Origin of the sequence: Rhizobium sp. BK399 (assembly GCF_014194695.1) — a bacterium.
In the GTDB taxonomy this organism is placed as follows: Bacteria; Pseudomonadota; Alphaproteobacteria; order Rhizobiales; family Rhizobiaceae; genus Rhizobium.
In genome coordinates this window covers 34,705-51,089 of record NZ_JACIAH010000023.1, presented here as the reverse complement: position 1 = coordinate 51,089, position 16,385 = coordinate 34,705, and the positions used below count along the sequence as shown (strand labels likewise).

Sequence of the window (16,385 nt, the reverse complement as noted above, 5' to 3'; positions counted from 1 at the left end):
GCTATCATGCGGCCTCCCGTTCTTTGCCTGCAGCCGGTTGAGGGCCGTGCAGGTAGGCGACAGCGCGCTGCGCATTCGCGGGCGCCTGAAAGATCGCCCGCTTGTCGTCGGAGACCACCTTCAACCACACGACTGAAAATAGGACACACGGTCCGGCCGCGGCTCCAGTTCTCGAACTAGTCCCGAAATTGGCGGAAAGGAAGCAACTCGAAGCTTCAGCTACCAGTTCTTCCCGGGCTCTCTTGCTCCGGTCTTCCGAACACCAGGTGAGGTCGCGGCCGACCGGTGCGGGAGCGCCGTCCGGTAAGCCACCTCATGACCCGGTGTCGCATAGAAGAAGCCACATCCCTGAAGCTACCAAAAAGCGGCATCTTGATATGATCCCCGGCCGGGCTGAAGAAGGCTTGGTTGCCGCCGTAGCGAACAGCTAAGGACCTAGCAAAGAACCTGGCGATGGCGGGGGTCAGACAGCGACAACGGCCGCAGCAAGATCCATTTCATCTTGCGGCGGACGCCGTTATCGCTCCTACCGACCTAGCGGAAGGTGGTGAACGCCGGCTCATCGGACAGTCAGCTTCTTGTCCGGCGGCGGATGCTTTGGTCTCAAGCCTTAACGAAGGCCAGCAGATCCTGATTGACAACCTCTGCGTGGGTCGTCAGCATGCCATGAGGATAGCCCTGGTAGACCTTCAGCTTGCCGTTCTTGAGAAGCTTAATCGATTTCAGCGCGGCATCAGCAAGCGGCACGATCTGGTCGTCGTCGCCGTGGAGCACCAGCGTTGGAATTGACATCCCCTTTAGGTCTTCCGTCTGGTCGGTTTGCGAAAACGCCTTGATGCCTTCGTAATGCGCCTTTGCGCTGCCCATCATGCCCTGACGCCACCAGTTTTGGATGACGCCCTCATATACGATCGCACCCTTGCGGTTGAAGCCATAGAAGGGCCCGGACGGAAGATCGCGGAAGAATTGGGCGCGGTTTGCCGCAAGCGCCGAACGCAAGCCGTCGAAGACTTCTAGGCGCAGGCCTTCGGGGTTGGCATCGGTCTTCAGCATCAGCGGGGGAACAGCGCTGACGAGCACGGCCTTGGCGACGCGCCCCGCAGGCTGACCGAATTTCGCCACGTAGCGGGCGACCTCCCCGCCACCTGTGGAATGGCCGATGTGAACGGCGCCCTTAAGATCGAGATGTTCGACCACAGCGTGGGCATCGGCGGCGTAGTGGTCCATGTCGTGCCCGTCGCTGACTTGCGAGGAGCGCCCGTGTCCGCGGCGGTCATGGGCCACGACACGAAAGCCGTTCTGCAGGAAAAACAGCATCTGGGCGTCCCAATCATCGGAGGAGAGCGGCCAGCCGTGGTGGAATACGATGGGTCGCGCCTCCTTTGGGCCCCAGTCCTTGTAGAAGATCTGGACGCCGTCCTGGGTTTCCACGAAGCTGCTGGTCATTGGCAATACTCCTTCTTTCGATGGTTTGGTGGTTTTGGAAAAGGCGAGCGACGGCATTGTCATCGTCGCGGAAAGGCCGGCGCCGGCCAGCAGGGCGTGCCTTCTGGTGATCGCCGGTTCAACCGAATTGTCGCTCATCGCATTGGCTCCGGTTGGGATTTACGGGGTCTGGTGCAGCGTTAGCGAGGCAACGCCGACGGCGAGGTTGAGCCCTGTGTCTCCCTCGATGGACACGGGTTGCAGCGCTACGGTCCTGGAGCTTCCGCCGACGAGGATGTGGGCGTCTGCGCCCACGCCCACGCTGGCGCCGGCGGTCACACCATCATAGGTGCCCTGCAGACCGCCCACGGATTCGCGTGTGGCGTTGTAGACCAGCCAGGCCATGCGGCCCGTTTCGACGGTTCCGACATCGAGGCCGAACTCCGTGATGCTCCCCGAGTAATGCTGGACAGGCCCGCTATCGCTCCGCCTGAACGTGCAGTGCAGGTCCTGTTTGGTGCCGACGATGACGCCAATCCCGGCAGACACATCGCAGTCCAGCAGACCGACTTCGGCACGCTCCGCGCGGGAAACGCCGGGAGCGGCGAGCATGCCAGCAGCCAGCAAATAGAAGACGGAATGTTTCATCGGGTAATCCTTTTTGGAGAAATCGGGGGTTCAGTGCGCGCGGCGCGTCGTTTCGAAAAGGAACCACACACGGCGTTCCGTTTCATCGATCCAGTTTTCAATCAGGCTGGTTGTGGCGTGGTCGTTGCAACACGAAGTCAGGGTGTGCAGTTGCCGAAGGATTGCTACTAGTTGTTTGTTGTCCTCGCGAAGTTCGGCAAGCATGTCGTCGGGCGCAACGAAATCTGCGTCATTATCGAGTAGACGCTGCAGGCGCCTGATATGGCCGACTGAGCGGACGGTCGTCCCGCCGATCTTGCGGGCCCGCTCGGCGATATCGTCCGTCATTGCGAAAATCTGCGCCCCTTGCTCGTCGAGCAGAAGGTGGTAATCGCGAAAATGCGGACCGGAGATATGCCAGTGGAAGTTCTTAGTCTTGATGTAGAGGGTAAAAACGTCCGCCAGCAACGCGGTCAGCGCGGCGGATACTTCGCGGGTCGCATCGACGCCGAGATCGGTCGGGGTGGCGAGCGGAAGCGTGCGGGTTCTGGTGGCTGTGATCGTATCCATAATCATTCTCCTTGGCGCGGTCTACTGGACAATCACGAGACGGTAGTGGTTGCGGCCGTCTGATCGGCATGGAGGATATGGAGAAGAGCGGCAGCGGCGAAATCGGCTATTCATACAGGCGGGCCAATACCTTAGTGTAGTTTTCCGAGGTGCTGGACCAAACTAGTCTTTGCCCATCGCTTCACTCCTCCCCCGGGGCGATCGGCTTGAACAAGCTGTGGGCTTCGGAGTCCTCTCCCACGTCCGGAGCCGGCCATTTTCTTGACGCACTGACGGTTCGGTAACCTATGCCCGGGTTTCGCGTTTGCCGGGTGCCGTCGCCGCTGTTTTCTTTATGGACGCGCCCGCACCCGCTGCCATTTAAGAGCCACAATCCTCAAGACGTACCGACATGAAAGATCACGCCCGGACGGTGTCGAACGGTACGACCATCACCCCGGCCGCTGGGATGCATTGAAAGCCGTTGAAAGTGCGGTCGCTCCGCCTACTGCGATAAACCTTTGCGTGTTCGTGGCAAAGCTGCGGGGCGTGGCTCGCTAACTTCGTGAAGACCCCGCTGTCCAGCGCTCAACGCATTGAGGACGCTGTTGTGGCCGCTGGATCGACGGGTATGCTGGCCGTAGCGCTTGAGCACATCGCGAGTGCGGCCGACGTAGAGGCTATTCCCGCCTCCCGAAAACATATAGATGCCCGAACCCTTAAAGTCCGGACGCAAGATTGTGTCTGTGACCGGCGCTTGAGCCATAAGAGCTTCGAATTTCGGGTCCAAGTTTTCGGTGAATGCCCGGAATGTCTCGTGCATGGTGTCCTCAATTACTGTTTACTCGAATGTCGGCGTTCGGTTACGCGCTCAGCGTCCCGAACGACGACACTAAGGCTCTTGTCTGAATTGCCTCCCTTTAAAGCCGCAGAGGAGGCGAGAGATAATGTTCACATTATCCCCATGCTCGAAACCTCCCCCACCCCGTGATCTCGCGCAGGCCGAGCAATGGCAAGTAGCCGGGTTTCACGATCGTGATGCCGGCGCCGATCGACGGGGATGGTTTTGAGCCCAAGGTTGATGGCGGCGAGATAGGCGTCGGTGGTGATGCCCGCCTCCCGGAGAATCGACGCGGAGAAGACAATCGGCCGAGCCAGGGCGCGTACTGAAGGACGGAAAGCTCGTTCCAGGCATCGAAGGCGATGATCGCCTGCAGCACCGCCGGCAGATGCTCGGCCTGGTGCCACACGCCGCGCCATTCATCAAGCCGGGCGTCCTCATCCCAGTCGAGATCATAGATCATCGGATCGGCCGGAGCCCGGCCGGGCTTCCTGGCTCGTTCGATCGCTGCCTCCGATCGGGCCAGCAGGGCATCTATGGCAGCGTAGTCGACCCCGGGCAGATCTTTGGTGTCATCACCATCATCCTCCTCCCCCTCCGCATCCATCGCAACCGCCCGTCAGGTCGCGGCGACAGTCAGCGTATCACCGGTGTCAGCAGACATAATTTCGGAGGTTTGTCGCAGCGTCCGAACGCCGTCCGCCGACAGCGCCCAATCCGGTAACTGGCCACAGATGCGACGACGGGTGCGCAGCGCATCGCGCTGAATGGTGCCCGATATATTAAGGATATCACTTATTTTATCCCAGCAGAAAACAGAAATCGCCGGCGTTCTCGGCTTTTGTGGATGCCATGCGATTTCGCGTATGAGCCCTTACGATTGAGATCTTCTTGTCAGACACAACTCGCCCGCCTTACGCTAGGCCGCTAAAGCTGCAAGTCGATTTCGATCCGTTCCACGCCGAACGTCGACCCACGGCCACATTCTGCTGACTGTCGCTAGGAAAGAAAACGCGTAGCGCCCGGCCAGTATCAGTATCGTCGCCCAGGCGGCTCAACTGTGAGCGGAAAATACGGGCAGCGCAAAACGTTAGTTCAGCGATTACCGAATTAACCTACATGATATCCGCCATCGACTGGTATAGTAACGCCGGTCACGAACGCGGCGGCATTCGAGCACAGAAACAGGATCGGTCCGACCAGATCTTCTGTTGTGCCCCATCGCTTCAATGCGGAACGCTCAGCGATCTTCTGCTCGCTTTTGGCAACCGACCACAGCGCCTTGGTCATTTCGGTCCGGTGATACCCTGGCGCGACCGCATTCACGCGTACGCCATCGCGGCCATATTTATGGGCCATCGCCCGAGTCAAGCCCACAATTCCCGTTTTGCTGGCGGTGTAGGACGGGACGCTTTCGTCGGCGAGATAGCTCAGCATCGAGGCAAAATTGACGATACTGCCGCCGCTGCGCTTGAGCAGAGGAAAGGCCGCGCGGGACAGGCGCATCGCGCTGTTGAGATTGACATCCATGACATCGAGGAAGATTTCCTCGTTCCATTCGTTGTCCGGCCGGGCGATGCCCTGGCAGTTCACGAGAACGTCGAGGCTGTCGAGGCCACCAAAAAACGCCTCGACTGCCGCGCCATCCCTGACGTCAAGCTGCTCGAACCTGATTGGGCGGGTCGTTTCCCCGCGCGCGTCGCGCAGACGCTGTTGCGAGCTGCCGGTTGCGATGACGGTCGCCCCTGCGGCGGCAAAACCATTCGCCACCGCCAGTCCGATCCCGCTCGTGCCGCCAGAAACGACGACCATCTTTTCCTTCAAGAGGTCCGGTGCGAATGCCGTTACGCCGTCCATTTTCGTTTCTCCCGTCATGCTCAGACCAGTTCCTTCAATGCTGTGAGAACGGCCGCTTCGCTGACCGGTATCGGTTCGTTGTGGATGATCTCTCCCGGACGGCACGCGCGGCGCGCCACGGTCGCCAGCTTGTCGCTTGTCGCATCCGCAATGCCGATATCGGCAAGGCGCGTCGGCAGGCGAACGCTGCGGCAGAAGTCGCGCACCTTCAGAAACTCGTCCTCGCGGCCATGAATTTTCAGGCCGGCAAGCACGCCGATCGCCACCTTCTCGCCATGCAAGTGGTGATGCACATCCTCAAGTTCGCACAGGCCGTGATGGATGGCATGGGCGGCGGCCACACCGCCCGACTCGAAACCGATCCCCGAGAGAAGGATGTTGGCCTCGACAACGCGCTCAAGCGCAGGGCCTGCCTGTCCGGCATCGCATTCTTCAAGCGCGGCAGCGCCGTATTTGAAAATGGTATCCCGGCAAACCCGCGCAATCTCGAAGGCCAGGGACACGCCCGGCATCCTCATGCAGTTGGACGCGCCGCTCTGGCGGCAGGAATCGGCTTCGTACCAGGTGGCGAGCGCATCGCCGATCCCCGCAGCCAGGAAACGGGCCGGCGCCTTGGCAATCAGCGCGGTATCGACAAGCACGAGATTGGGATTGCTCGGCAGAAATGTGTCATAGGCGACCGTGCCGTCCTCGTTGTAGATCACCGCAAGCGCGCTACAGGGCGCATCGGACGCGGCGATCGTCGGCACGATTATGACCGGCAGGCCGAGATCCCTCGCCGCGGCCTTGGTCGTATCGAGAGCCTTGCCGCCGCCAGCACCGATAATCAGCTCGGCCTGCGCATTGCGCGCAGCCGCAACCAGCGACCCGATCTCGTGCTCGGAGCATTCACCGCCATGGCGGATGAGCTTGGCTTCGACATGCCCGGACAGCGCAGCCGCAATATCCGTCTCAAGCAGATCGAAGATGCCGCGATCCAGAAGCGCCACAGCACGCTTACCGAATCCGGCCGCCTCCTGCCCCAGAAGGCCGATCGCGCCCTTGGCCTGAATATAGCGGCCGGGAAACCGTGCGCCGCGCGGCGTGATGTCCGGTGCAGATTCTACCAACATACGTAACCTCCATCGGCCAGAACGATAGAACCGGTCATCAGACTGGAGGCATCGCTAGCAAGGAACAGGATGACCGAAGCGACTTCATCGGTGCGCCCCAGACGGTTCATCGGCGTACCGCCGACCCAGTGCCGGTACATCTCGGCATCTTCGTAGACATATTTGTTCATCTCGGTATCGATGTAGGTCGGCGCGACCGAATTGACGCGTACGCCGCGCGCACCCCATTCGGCCGCCAGCGATTTCGTCAGGTGATGGACAGCAGCCTTCGAGGCGTTGTAATTCGCCTGCTCCTGCGGGCGATTGACGATAAAGCCGGACATCGATCCGACATTGACGATGCTGCCGCCGCCTTTTTCGAGCATCGACTTGCCGAAGGCACGGCAGCACCAGAAGACACCGTTGAGATTGACGTCGATCACCTTGTTCCAGACGTCGTCGGCCATCGTTTCGGCCGGGTGGTTGCTGATGGCGATGCCGGCGTTGTTGACCAGGATATCGACACGGCCATGACGCGCCATGATCGCATCATGGACCGCCTGCACCCTGCCCGCATCCGTGACATCGAGTACTTCGCTATCGACCTTTTTATAGCCCTTGGCCGACAACTCCGCCTTGGCGGTCGCCAGCAGATCGCCGTTCATATCGGTCAGCACGACGGTCGCGCCCGCTTCGGCGAGCGCTTCGGCTGCGGCAAGGCCGATGCCGCGGCCGGCGCCGGTGACGACGGCAAACTTGCCGGTAAGCTTGAACTTATCGAGATACATGCGATGCATCCTTGATGCTTTTGGTGGTGTGGTTTTCATTAAGACGAGCGGCGAGCGTCGCCGCGAGGTCATGCGGGGCCGCAACGATCGTGTCCTCGGGAAAGACAAGATCGTCCCGATGCGGTTCAGGCCAGCCTATGACCATCATGCCGGCGGCATGGCCAGCAGTCGCACCCGGAATGCTGTCCTCGACGACGATGCAATCCGCAGGATCGATACCGAGCAGGTAGGCGGCCCGCAAAAACGGCTCGGGATCGGGCTTGCCCCGGCGGACATCGCTGCGGCTGACGGAAATCAACCCTGGGCTTTGCAGGCCGACGGCCCGCAGATTGGCGTCGACGATCATCCTGTCGGAATTGGAGACGATCGCGAAAGGTACCGAATTATCGGCGAGCAGCGCCAGCGCCGCATCCGCGCCGCGGCGCCTGTGCAGTGTGGGCGCTGCCTCGAGATAGGACCGATATTTCGCCCCGGTGTATTCGGAAAGCGATGGCTTGAAGCCGATCGTTTGCTGCAGCAGGGCGTGGCAGTCGGCGCCGCTCATGCCCGTCAGGACATTCGCAAACTCCTCCGGCAGCACATAGCCCATCGCGGTCACTGCCCGCGACATGGCGTCGAAATGCAGCGGTTCGCTGTCGACCAGCGTTCCGTCCATGTCGAAGAGTACGGCGCGGCGGGTCATTGCGGCAACCTGTCGAGATCGTCGTAGAGCGCCTGGCTATGCGCATAGAGCTTCTCGAAGAACTGCTGCATCGGCCGGTAGACATCCATCCAGCGCGGGTCCGGCAGGATTTCTTCCGAATAGCGAACATAGGCGTCGGCCGCGTGTCGGACGGTCCCGTATTGCCCCGTCGCCGTGGCAGCCATGATCGCGCAACCAATCAGGCCGCATTCCGGTTCTTCCGGCACCAGGATAGGGATGCCATAGACGCTTGCCTTGATCTTCATCCAGAGCTTGGTCTTGGCGCCGCCGCCCGACGCGATCACCCGCTCGAGCGGCGCCCCGGAAATGCGGTCGAGAATGTTGATGTGGCGCTTGACGGCGAACGCCACGCCCTCGAGAACGGCACGGTGGATGTGGGCAAGCCCATGGGCGGCGCCGATGCCGAAAAACTGGGCACGGGCGTTGCGATGATCACCCAGCCGTTCGCCGGCAAGATAGGGCATGAAGAACAGGCGTTCGGAGCCGGCAGGCGCTTCGGCGGCTTTGGTGACGATTTCCTCGTATGAAGCCTGTTTCTCGTGGAAGGCACGGCGGGCCCAGCGCATCGCGTCGCCGCCGGATTCCAGAAGCATGAAGGCGCCCCAGTTGCCATCGACGGTCCCGACATTGCAGACCGAGGGATCGAGAAGCGGCTGGCTGGCGATCGCGGTGATGATCGCCGACGTTCCCATGACCTCCGAGCCGATGCCCGGGCGGCAGACGCCGGAACCGAGCAGAGCGACGGGGTAATCGGCACCGCCGACCAGAACCGGGGTCCCTTCGCGAAGGCCGGTTTCCGTCGCCGCCTTGCCGGTGACATGGCCGAGGATCTCGACCGGATCGCGAAGCGGGGGAAGCTTTTCAACGTCGAGGCCGAGCAGCGCGATCATCTTCGGCGACCATTGTCCCGTCCGGGGATCCATCAGGAAGCTGGCGCCGCCATCATTGCGATCCATGGCGATCTCGCCGGTGAGGCGCAGATTGATGTAGTCCTTGGACATCAGCACCGCGGCCGCCCTGCCATAGGCGGCCGGATCGTTGTCGCGCAGCCATTGCAGCTTGAACCCGGGCCAGGCTGGCGCCGGCGGGTTCGCGCTGTCGGCGAGATAGCCTTCCGGCGCATGGGTGCGCTCGAACGCCGTCACGTAGTTGACGGTCCGCTTGTCGTTCCAAAGCGGCGCCGTGTCGCGCGTCAGTTCTCCGTGTTGATCGACGAGAACCGTGCCGTGCATCTGGCCGCATGCGGCCACCACGGCAATTCTCGACCGTGCGTCCGGTATCGTTTCAAGAACATCCCGGATGGCCTGCGCGACACCGTGCCACCAATCGCGCGGCCGCTGTTCGGACCAGCCGAACTGGGGAACGATCTGTTCGTGTTCACGGCTCGCGACCGAGAGTATCTTGCCTTTGGTGTCGACCAGTGCGGCACGAACGCTGCCGGTGCCGACATCGATGGCGAGAAAGAGATCTTGAGACATTGGGGTCCATTCCCGGCAAGAGGCGCGATGCTACTTGCGGAACCAGTTCGAGGCATATTGCAGGAGCATCGCACCGATGATGATGCAGCCCATGAAGACCTGCTGATGATAGCCGGGAACGCGGGCGAGGTTCATCATATTAGCGATGATGCCGAGTACAAGTACACCGATGAAAGTATTGAGGACACCGCCTCGGCCGCCCATCAGGCTCGCGCCGCCGATGACGACGGCCGCGATGGCGTCGAGTTCGGCGCCGACGCCGATATTGGCCGATCCGATGCCTGTACGGCTGGTCGAAACGATGCCGGCTGCAGCGGCGAGAACGCCGGAGATGACATAGACGGCCGTCGTGTAATAGGCGACCGGAATACCGGAAAGCCTGACCGCCTCGACATTCGAACCGATTGCCTTGACCAGGCGTCCGAAGCGCGTGAAGACCAGCACGGTCCCGGCAACCACGAAGACGACGGCCATCAGAACGACCGGATAAGGAATGGTGGCGATCAAACCGGATCCGAAGCTGGTGATGAAGCTTCCGGCATCACCCATCTGGATCGGCTGTCCGCCGGATATGATCAGAGACAGACCGCGGGCAACCGTCATCATCGCAAGCGTCGTCACGAATGGCGGCAATTTCAGGAAAGCGATCAGGCTGCCGGAAACAAGGCCGCAGGCCGCACCGGCGAGCAGAGCGCCGGCGATCGAAACGCCCGTGCCGTAATCCTGGATGAGGATGGCCGACAGGATGCTGCCGAGCGCAGCGACCGAGCCGACTGACAGGTCGATGCCCCGCGTCAGGATGACGAACAACATGCCGATCGCCATCAGGCTAGTGCCGGCGCTTTGCCGGAGCACATTGATGATGTTGCGTTGTGTCAGGAACACGTCCGACATCGAGGTTGCCACGATCAGCAGGGCGATCAGGATCGCCAATGTTCCGTAGCGATGCAGGATGTTGCTGATATTGAGCGAGCTTGGATGGCGGGCTGTTTCGGTCAAATCGGTCACGGCGTTACCCAATCAGTTGGTCGCGAGGGCTTCAGCCTGCGTGACGGTATTGACCATCGCGAGCTTCAGCAGTTTTTCTTCGGTGTAATTTTCTGGTTCGAGCGAGCCCGTCAGTTCGCCTTCGCGCATGACGAGGATCCGGTCGCACAGCCCAAAAAGTTCGATATGTTCGGAGGAGATCACCAGAACGGCGCGGCCTTCGGCGGCCAGCGACTTGATCAGCGCATAGATCTCAGTCTTGGCGCCGACATCGACGCCCCGGGTCGGCTCGTCGAAGATCAGCAGATCGCCGCCGGCGTGAAACCATTTTGCCAGAACGACCTTCTGCTGGTTTCCGCCCGATAGGCTCGATGCGGGATCATTGAGGCTGCCGGCCTTGATGCGCAGACGAGATGCAAGCGTCTGCACCGTCGTCATCTCGGCCGAGCGGCGGACGAAACCCAAGGCGTTCACCAGTGGCGCCAGCTTGGACATCGTGGCGTTGACGCGTATCGGGAAGTCGAGAACGAGCCCCTGCTCCTTGCGGCTTTCCGGCACAAGCCCGATGCCGGCCCTCACCGCATCACACGGGGTGTTGATGCGCACCTGCTTGCCATGCAGGAAGATACTACCCGAGGCAGCCTTCTGGGCGCCGAAAATCATCCGGACCAGTTCCGTCCGTCCGGCACCGACAAGCCCGCCGAGACCGACGATCTCCCCTGCCCGCACGCTGAGCGAAATATCGCGGATGCGGGCGCCGTCGGAAAGCTTCTCGACGCGAAGAACTTCGCTTCCGATCGTACGCTCGACATCCTCGCCGAACAGGGCTTTGAGCGATCTGCCGACCATCATGCGAATGACATCGTCGACTTCGACGTCCTTGCGTTGGACCGTCGAGATCGATGCGCCGTCCTTCATCACGGTGATGCGATCGGCGATGCGAAACACTTCGTCCAGCCGGTGGGAAATGTAGATGATGCCGACGCCGCGTTCGCGCAGCGTGCGGATGATGCCAAGCAGGCGCTCCGCGTCGCGGACGGACAGAACCGCGGTCGGCTCGTCGAAGACCATGACGCTGGCATTGCGCGACAGCGCCTTGGCGATCTCGACGACCTGCTGATGAGCGACCGACAGATCGGACACGGTCGCCGAGGGCGAAATGGAGAAGCCGAGACTGGAAATCAGTTCTGCAGCCCGGCGGTTGAGATCGCGCCAGGAAATGACCGAGGGGATCTCGGCAAGAAAGATGTTTTCGGCAACCGTCAGATCGGTCGCCAGCGCCATCTCCTGGTGGATGATGGCAATGCCCTTGTCCAGAGCGTCGGTCGGACCACGGAACTGCTGCTCCTCGCCGCGGATAATGACGCTTCCGGCTTCGGGAATGTATTCCCCGCCCAGTACGCGCATCAGCGTGGATTTGCCGGCGCCGTTTTCGCCGAGAAGCGCGTGCACCTCGCCGGCGCGCAGCGCGAAATCGACCCCTTGCAGCGCGCGCACCCCACCGAAGGATTTACGAATGCCGGCCAGTTCTACCAGAGTTTCCATATGCAACATCTCATCATGAGTGACGGCAGGATCCATCCGATCCTGACAGCCGCAAGAGGCTGCGTGCGAGTCACAAATGCAACAAGTGCGACCGGCGGCTTTCGCTGCCGGCCGCTGGGAGGATCGGCTCTTAGAATACCGCGTCCTTCTTGAGATACTTGTCGACGTTGTCCTTGGTGATTGCCGTCGGCGTCGTGTAGGTGATCTTCGAAATATCCTTCGGAAGGCTTCCGTCGATTGCCTTCTTTGCGAGATCGACCGCGGTCGACGCGACGAGCGCCGGATCGTTCAGTCCGGTTGCGCCGTACTTGCCGTCCTTGATTTCCTGCAGCGCTTCCTTCTGGCCATCGGCAGCCGCCAGGAATAGGACGCCGTCGGTGCGGTTGGCCTGTTCCATCGCCTTCTGGGCGCCGAGGACCATCGAGTCGTTTTCGCCGAGAACCACGTTGATGTTGGGGTTTGCCGTCAGGAGGTCTTCCATGGCCTTGAGGCCGCCTTCGTTACCCCATGCGCCCCAGCCCTGGCCGACGACTTCGAAACGGGCACGACCCTCGTTGCGCAACTGACCTTCGAGCAGACCGGCAAGCACGCCCAACCGGCGCTCCTGGCCGACCTCATTGCCCTTGTCGCCGGAAATCAGCGCAATCTTCAGATCCTTGCCCTTGGTATTGTCGGCAAGCCACTGGCCGACCAGCAGGCCGTTCTGCGAATTCGACGACTGCACGAGCGTCACGAAATTCGCCTGCGGATCGATGGTCGAGTCGATGACGAAAACCTTCACGCCGGCTGCGGTCGCAGCGTTGACCGCAGGAACGAGGCCCTTGCTGTCGCGCGGGTTGATGATCAGCGCATGGATGCCCTGCGCAACCATGTCCTCGACGTCGGCGACCTGCTTGTTCAGGTCGTTCTGGCCGTCCACGGAGATGACTTCGCATCCGAGTTCCGTCGCATGCTTCTTTGCCGAGACTTCCTGTGCTGCAAAATAAGGCGCGTCCAGGGTCTTCATGGAAATACCGATCTTGCAATCGGCGGCGTTTGCTGCGGACATGGCCAGCAGGGACACAGCCGCGCCGAGCGCGAGCTTCACAACTGTTTTCTTCATTTCTCTTCTCCTCCAGATAGGCGCGAAATTCGCGAGCCAGTTTGTATTGGCTGTTATGTAGCGTAATTACGTAGAATTTTTACGTCAATATATTTTTTCAGCATTTTGCGCAAACAATCGCTCTTATTTTGCCTAAAAATTTATCTTGCACGTATCATTTCTTCTATTTATGTAATTCTACTACCAAATGGAGGTGCTTTCATGATGCGCGAACCAGTCTCGAGCGTCGTCGATCCGATCGGCGGCGGAATGAGCGGAAATACGGGCCGGTACGAAAAGCGGCTGAGCGATCTGGCAGGGCTATATGCTGATCAGGATGCGCATACGGCGCTTTTGCAAACGTTGAGCGATCCGGTCGTCTACGACGTCGAGGACTTCAAGCCGGGCACGCATAGCGGCGATCTTATCTACGGCGTGACGCGGATGAGCCCTGGGCGTGTCGGGGACGAGTTCTTCCTGACCCGCGGCCATATTCACGCGAAGGCCGACCGGCCGGAAATCTACTACGGCCAGAAGGGACATGGCCTGATGCAGCTCGAATCGCCGGAAGGCCAGACGCGCATCATCGAGATCCGGCCGCAGACGATCTGCTATGTGCCGCCCTACTGGATTCACCGCTCCATCAATGTCGGCGACGAAGATCTGGTCATGGTTTTCGCCTACCCGTCCGATAGCGGCCAGGACTACGGCATCATCGAAGCGTCGAACGGGATGCGCCATCGTGTCGTGGCCATGCCCGGCGGCGGCTGGGAGCTTGTGGAAAACAAGGCCTACCTGCCGCGTTCGGCAGAGCATGCACGCACCCTTATCAAGACATACGCCTGAAACAGCCTCACCGGCAGAGGAAACCAGCCATGAAAAACCCTATCGATCTGATCGCCAGCCTTGGTGTCGTCCCCGTTATCGCGATTGAGCGCGCCTCCGATGCCGTGGCGCTTGCCGACGCCCTTCTGGAGGGCGGCCTGCCGGTTGCCGAAATCACGTTCCGCACGGAAGCGGCAGCCGAAGTTATGGCTGCCCTGCGCGATGCCCGTCCCGAGCTTTGCATCGGCGCCGGAACGGTTCTCGACAAGCCCAATCTCAAGCGGGCGATCGACGCCGGTGCACGTTTCGGGCTGGCGCCCGGCTTCGATCCTGAAATCGTTGATGCCGCCAAGGATGCCGGATTGCCATTCTGCCCCGGCATCATGACGCCGTCAGACCTGACGCTTGCGTCGGCTCGCGGCGTGAAGCTTGCCAAATTCTTTCCCGCAGGCGTCGCCGGTGGCCCGAAGGCCCTCTCGGGCATCGCCGCACCGTTTGCCCATCTGGGAATCCGGTTCATACCAACCGGCGGTGTGACTGAAGCCACGATCGGTGAATGGCTGGCCATCAAGCAGGTTATCGCGGTCGGCGGAACCTGGATCGCCAAGACTGAAGATATTCGCGACGGCCGCTTTGCCGATATTGCCCGCAATGCCGCCGCAGCCGTCAAGGTCGCGAAGGAAGCTTTGGAGAAGCGCGCGTGAGCACCTATCAGCCAGCCACCCAGCCGACGCTCTATTTCATCGGCGTCACGACGGGCAAAAGTTCGATCATGAAGGTGTTTCCTGCATGGGCCGAATATCTCGGCCTCAAGGATGCGGTGATCAAGGGCATCGATTTCAAGCTGCACGCCGATCCGGCCGCTTACCGGAAAGCCGTCGAATTCATCCGCGACGACCCGTTGTCGATGGGCGCGCTTGTCACGACTCACAAGATCGACCTTTTCCACGCATGCCGGCACCTTTTTGACGTCATCGATCCGCATGCGCTTCTGATGGACGAGACGAGCTGCATTTCCAAGCGCGGCGGCAAGCTGATCTGCCATGCGAAGGATCCGATCTCGTCGGGGCTGTCGATCGATGCCTTCCTCGGCGAAGACTATTTCGAACACAGCGATGCGGACCTGTTTTCGATGGGCGCCGGCGGCTCGACGATCGCGCTGACCTGGCACCTGATGCGCAAGTCCCGCGGCAGCAACGTTCCCGCGCGTATCGTCGTCACCAATCGCAGCCAGCACCGTCTGGACGAGATCAGGCGCATTCACCAGCAGGTCGAGACCGCGGTCCCGATCGAATATCTGCTCGCGGAGACGCCGGCGGCAAACGACGCCGTTCTAGCATCCCTGAAGCCGGGATCGCTTGTCATCAATGCGACAGGCCTCGGCAAAGACGCGCCTGGCTCGCCGCTGACTGACGCCGCCATTTTCCCCGAGCGATCCGTCGTCTGGGATCTGAACTATCGCGGCGACCTCGTCTTTCTCGATCAGGCGCGGCGGCAGCAAGCCGAAAAGGCGCTGCAAGTCGAGGACGGCTGGACCTATTTCATCCACGGCTGGACGCAGGTCGTGGCGGAAGTCTTCGACGTGAAAATTCCGCCGTCGGGACCATCTTTCGATCGCATTTCGGAAATCGCACTCGCTGCGGCGGGGAGGTAAAAATGAACCAGCGCATCCTTGTGACCCCGCGATCGCTGACCGCAGAACCGCACCCGGAGGTCGAGAAGCTGAAGGAAAGCGGGTTTGAAATCGTCTATTCGACTGCCGGCGCCATGCCCACCGAGGAAGAGCTGATCAATCTGGTGCCGGGCTGCGTCGGCTGGCTGGCCGGCGTCGAACCGGTGACGCCGAGAATCATCGAGGCTGCGGAAAATCTCAAGGTCATCAGCCGTAACGGCGTGGGCGTCGACAACCTTCCGCTCGACGTTCTCAACGAGCGTGGCGTGCAGATCATGATTGCCGAAGGTGCCAATTCGATGGGCGTGGCGGAGTTGACGATCGGCCTGATCTTCAGCGCTCTCCGGTCAATTCCGCTCTCGGATGCAGGCATCAAGTCCGGTGGCTGGCCGCGGATGCGCGGCGCGGAAATCCATGAACGGACCGTCGGCATCATCGGCTGCGGGGCGATCGGCCGCGAAGTTGCCAGAATGGTCATTGCCCTTGGCGCCCGCGTCATCGCCTTCGACCCGGCCCGGCCCAACCTGGACCTGCCGTCCCAGGCTTTTGCCTATGCCGAGGTCGATGAAATCATCGCGAAGGCCGATATCGTCTCCCTTCACTGCCCGCTCCCGCGTGACGGCTCGACATTCCTCGATCGGAACCGGATTTTTTCGAGCAAGCACGGTCAGGTCCTGATCAACACGGCCCGCGCCCGCCTCGTCGATGAGGACGCCTTGATCGAGGCGCTGGATGCCGGACAGATCGGCAGCTATGCGACGGATGTGTTTGAACAGGAGCCGCCGCTCTCGCTGTCGCTTGCCTCGCACCAGCACGTCATCGCAACGAGCCATATCGGCGGCTTTACAGCAGAGAGCGTCGATCGTGCCACGCGTATCGCGGCAAACAACCTGCTCTTCGCGTTGAAGGCCTGAGA

The 16,385-nt window shown here is 61.1% G+C and carries 16 protein-coding genes and 2 pseudogenes; 5 read left to right on the top strand and 13 right to left on the bottom strand.

What is annotated here, in order from left to right:
- Positions 1–215 precede the first annotated feature (215 nt).
- From FHT97_RS31480 to FHT97_RS27975, 5 genes and pseudogenes are all read right to left on the bottom strand, one after another.
- Positions 216–455 (bottom strand): zincin-like metallopeptidase domain-containing protein, encoded by a 240-nt coding sequence (locus FHT97_RS31480; RefSeq protein WP_259131608.1) that lies wholly within the window; start codon positions 453–455, stop codon positions 216–218.
- A gap of 148 nt (positions 456–603) precedes the next feature.
- Positions 604–1,584, bottom strand: a complete 981-nt coding sequence (locus FHT97_RS27990; protein WP_183758660.1) for an alpha/beta hydrolase — start codon at positions 1,582–1,584, stop codon at positions 604–606.
- Positions 1,585–1,605: 21 nt separating this feature from the next.
- On the bottom strand, positions 1,606–2,073 hold the full coding sequence (locus FHT97_RS27985; protein ID WP_183758657.1) for a DUF992 domain-containing protein: 468 nt from the start codon (positions 2,071–2,073) through the stop codon (positions 1,606–1,608).
- Positions 2,074–2,103: 30 nt separating this feature from the next.
- On the bottom strand, positions 2,104–2,622 hold the full coding sequence (locus tag FHT97_RS27980) for a DNA starvation/stationary phase protection protein (protein ID WP_183758655.1): 519 nt from the start codon (positions 2,620–2,622) through the stop codon (positions 2,104–2,106).
- 984 nt (positions 2,623–3,606) lie between these two features.
- A pseudogene (locus FHT97_RS27975) lies at positions 3,607–4,214 on the bottom strand (DUF1612 domain-containing protein); the annotation flags it as partial.
- On the opposite strand from FHT97_RS27975, the pseudogene FHT97_RS31185 reads away from it, so the two are divergent.
- Positions 4,208–4,312 (top strand): annotated as a pseudogene (locus FHT97_RS31185) (LysR family transcriptional regulator); the annotation flags it as partial. The pseudogenes FHT97_RS27975 and FHT97_RS31185 sit on opposite strands and share 7 nt — an antisense overlap.
- 240 nt (positions 4,313–4,552) lie before the next feature.
- Here FHT97_RS31185 and FHT97_RS27970 read toward each other — a convergent pair.
- From FHT97_RS27970 to FHT97_RS27935, 8 genes are all read right to left on the bottom strand, one after another.
- On the bottom strand, positions 4,553–5,299 hold the full coding sequence (locus FHT97_RS27970; RefSeq protein WP_183758653.1) for an SDR family oxidoreductase: 747 nt from the start codon (positions 5,297–5,299) through the stop codon (positions 4,553–4,555).
- Positions 5,300–5,319: 20 nt separating this feature from the next.
- Entirely contained in the window at positions 5,320–6,411 is a 1,092-nt protein-coding gene (locus tag FHT97_RS27965; RefSeq protein WP_183864849.1) for a glycerol dehydrogenase, read from the bottom strand.
- Entirely contained in the window at positions 6,402–7,178 is a 777-nt protein-coding gene (locus tag FHT97_RS27960) for an SDR family oxidoreductase (RefSeq protein WP_183758649.1), read from the bottom strand. Before FHT97_RS27960 ends, FHT97_RS27965 begins: the two co-directional genes overlap by 10 nt.
- On the bottom strand, positions 7,165–7,860 hold the full coding sequence (locus FHT97_RS27955; RefSeq protein WP_183758647.1) for an HAD family phosphatase: 696 nt from the start codon (positions 7,858–7,860) through the stop codon (positions 7,165–7,167). The genes FHT97_RS27960 and FHT97_RS27955 overlap by 14 nt, the downstream gene beginning before the upstream one ends.
- On the bottom strand, positions 7,857–9,359 hold the full coding sequence (locus FHT97_RS27950; RefSeq protein WP_183758645.1) for an FGGY family carbohydrate kinase: 1,503 nt from the start codon (positions 9,357–9,359) through the stop codon (positions 7,857–7,859). The genes FHT97_RS27955 and FHT97_RS27950 overlap by 4 nt, the downstream gene beginning before the upstream one ends.
- A gap of 30 nt (positions 9,360–9,389) precedes the next feature.
- Positions 9,390–10,358 carry an ABC transporter permease gene (locus FHT97_RS27945; protein ID WP_246712821.1) on the bottom strand — a complete coding sequence of 323 codons (969 nt, stop codon included), beginning with the start codon at positions 10,356–10,358 and terminating at the stop codon, positions 9,390–9,392.
- A gap of 21 nt (positions 10,359–10,379) precedes the next feature.
- Positions 10,380–11,891, bottom strand: coding sequence for a sugar ABC transporter ATP-binding protein (locus FHT97_RS27940; RefSeq protein WP_183864848.1), 1,512 nt, complete (start codon positions 11,889–11,891; stop codon positions 10,380–10,382).
- A 130-nt stretch (positions 11,892–12,021) separates the two neighbouring features.
- Positions 12,022–12,993 carry a substrate-binding domain-containing protein gene (locus tag FHT97_RS27935; protein ID WP_183758641.1) on the bottom strand — a complete coding sequence of 324 codons (972 nt, stop codon included), beginning with the start codon at positions 12,991–12,993 and terminating at the stop codon, positions 12,022–12,024.
- A 201-nt stretch (positions 12,994–13,194) separates the two neighbouring features.
- Here FHT97_RS27935 and FHT97_RS27930 point away from each other — a divergent pair, with 201 nt between their 5' ends.
- Genes FHT97_RS27930 through FHT97_RS27915 form a run of 4 tightly spaced genes read left to right on the top strand, consistent with a single transcriptional unit; the run spans position 13,195 to position 16,383 of the window.
- Positions 13,195–13,818 (top strand): glucose-6-phosphate isomerase, encoded by a 624-nt coding sequence (locus tag FHT97_RS27930; protein ID WP_183758639.1) that lies wholly within the window; start codon positions 13,195–13,197, stop codon positions 13,816–13,818.
- Between the two features lie 29 nt (positions 13,819–13,847).
- The gene (gene eda, locus FHT97_RS27925) at positions 13,848–14,501 is read left to right on the top strand and encodes a bifunctional 4-hydroxy-2-oxoglutarate aldolase/2-dehydro-3-deoxy-phosphogluconate aldolase (protein ID WP_183758637.1); all 654 of its coding nucleotides are present in this window, start codon (positions 13,848–13,850) and stop codon (positions 14,499–14,501) included.
- Positions 14,498–15,451, top strand: a complete 954-nt coding sequence (locus tag FHT97_RS27920) for a shikimate dehydrogenase (protein ID WP_183758635.1) — start codon at positions 14,498–14,500, stop codon at positions 15,449–15,451. Before eda ends, FHT97_RS27920 begins: the two co-directional genes overlap by 4 nt.
- Positions 15,452–15,453: 2 nt before the next feature.
- The gene (locus tag FHT97_RS27915) at positions 15,454–16,383 is read left to right on the top strand and encodes a phosphoglycerate dehydrogenase (RefSeq protein ID WP_183758633.1); all 930 of its coding nucleotides are present in this window, start codon (positions 15,454–15,456) and stop codon (positions 16,381–16,383) included.
- Positions 16,384–16,385 lie beyond the last annotated feature (2 nt).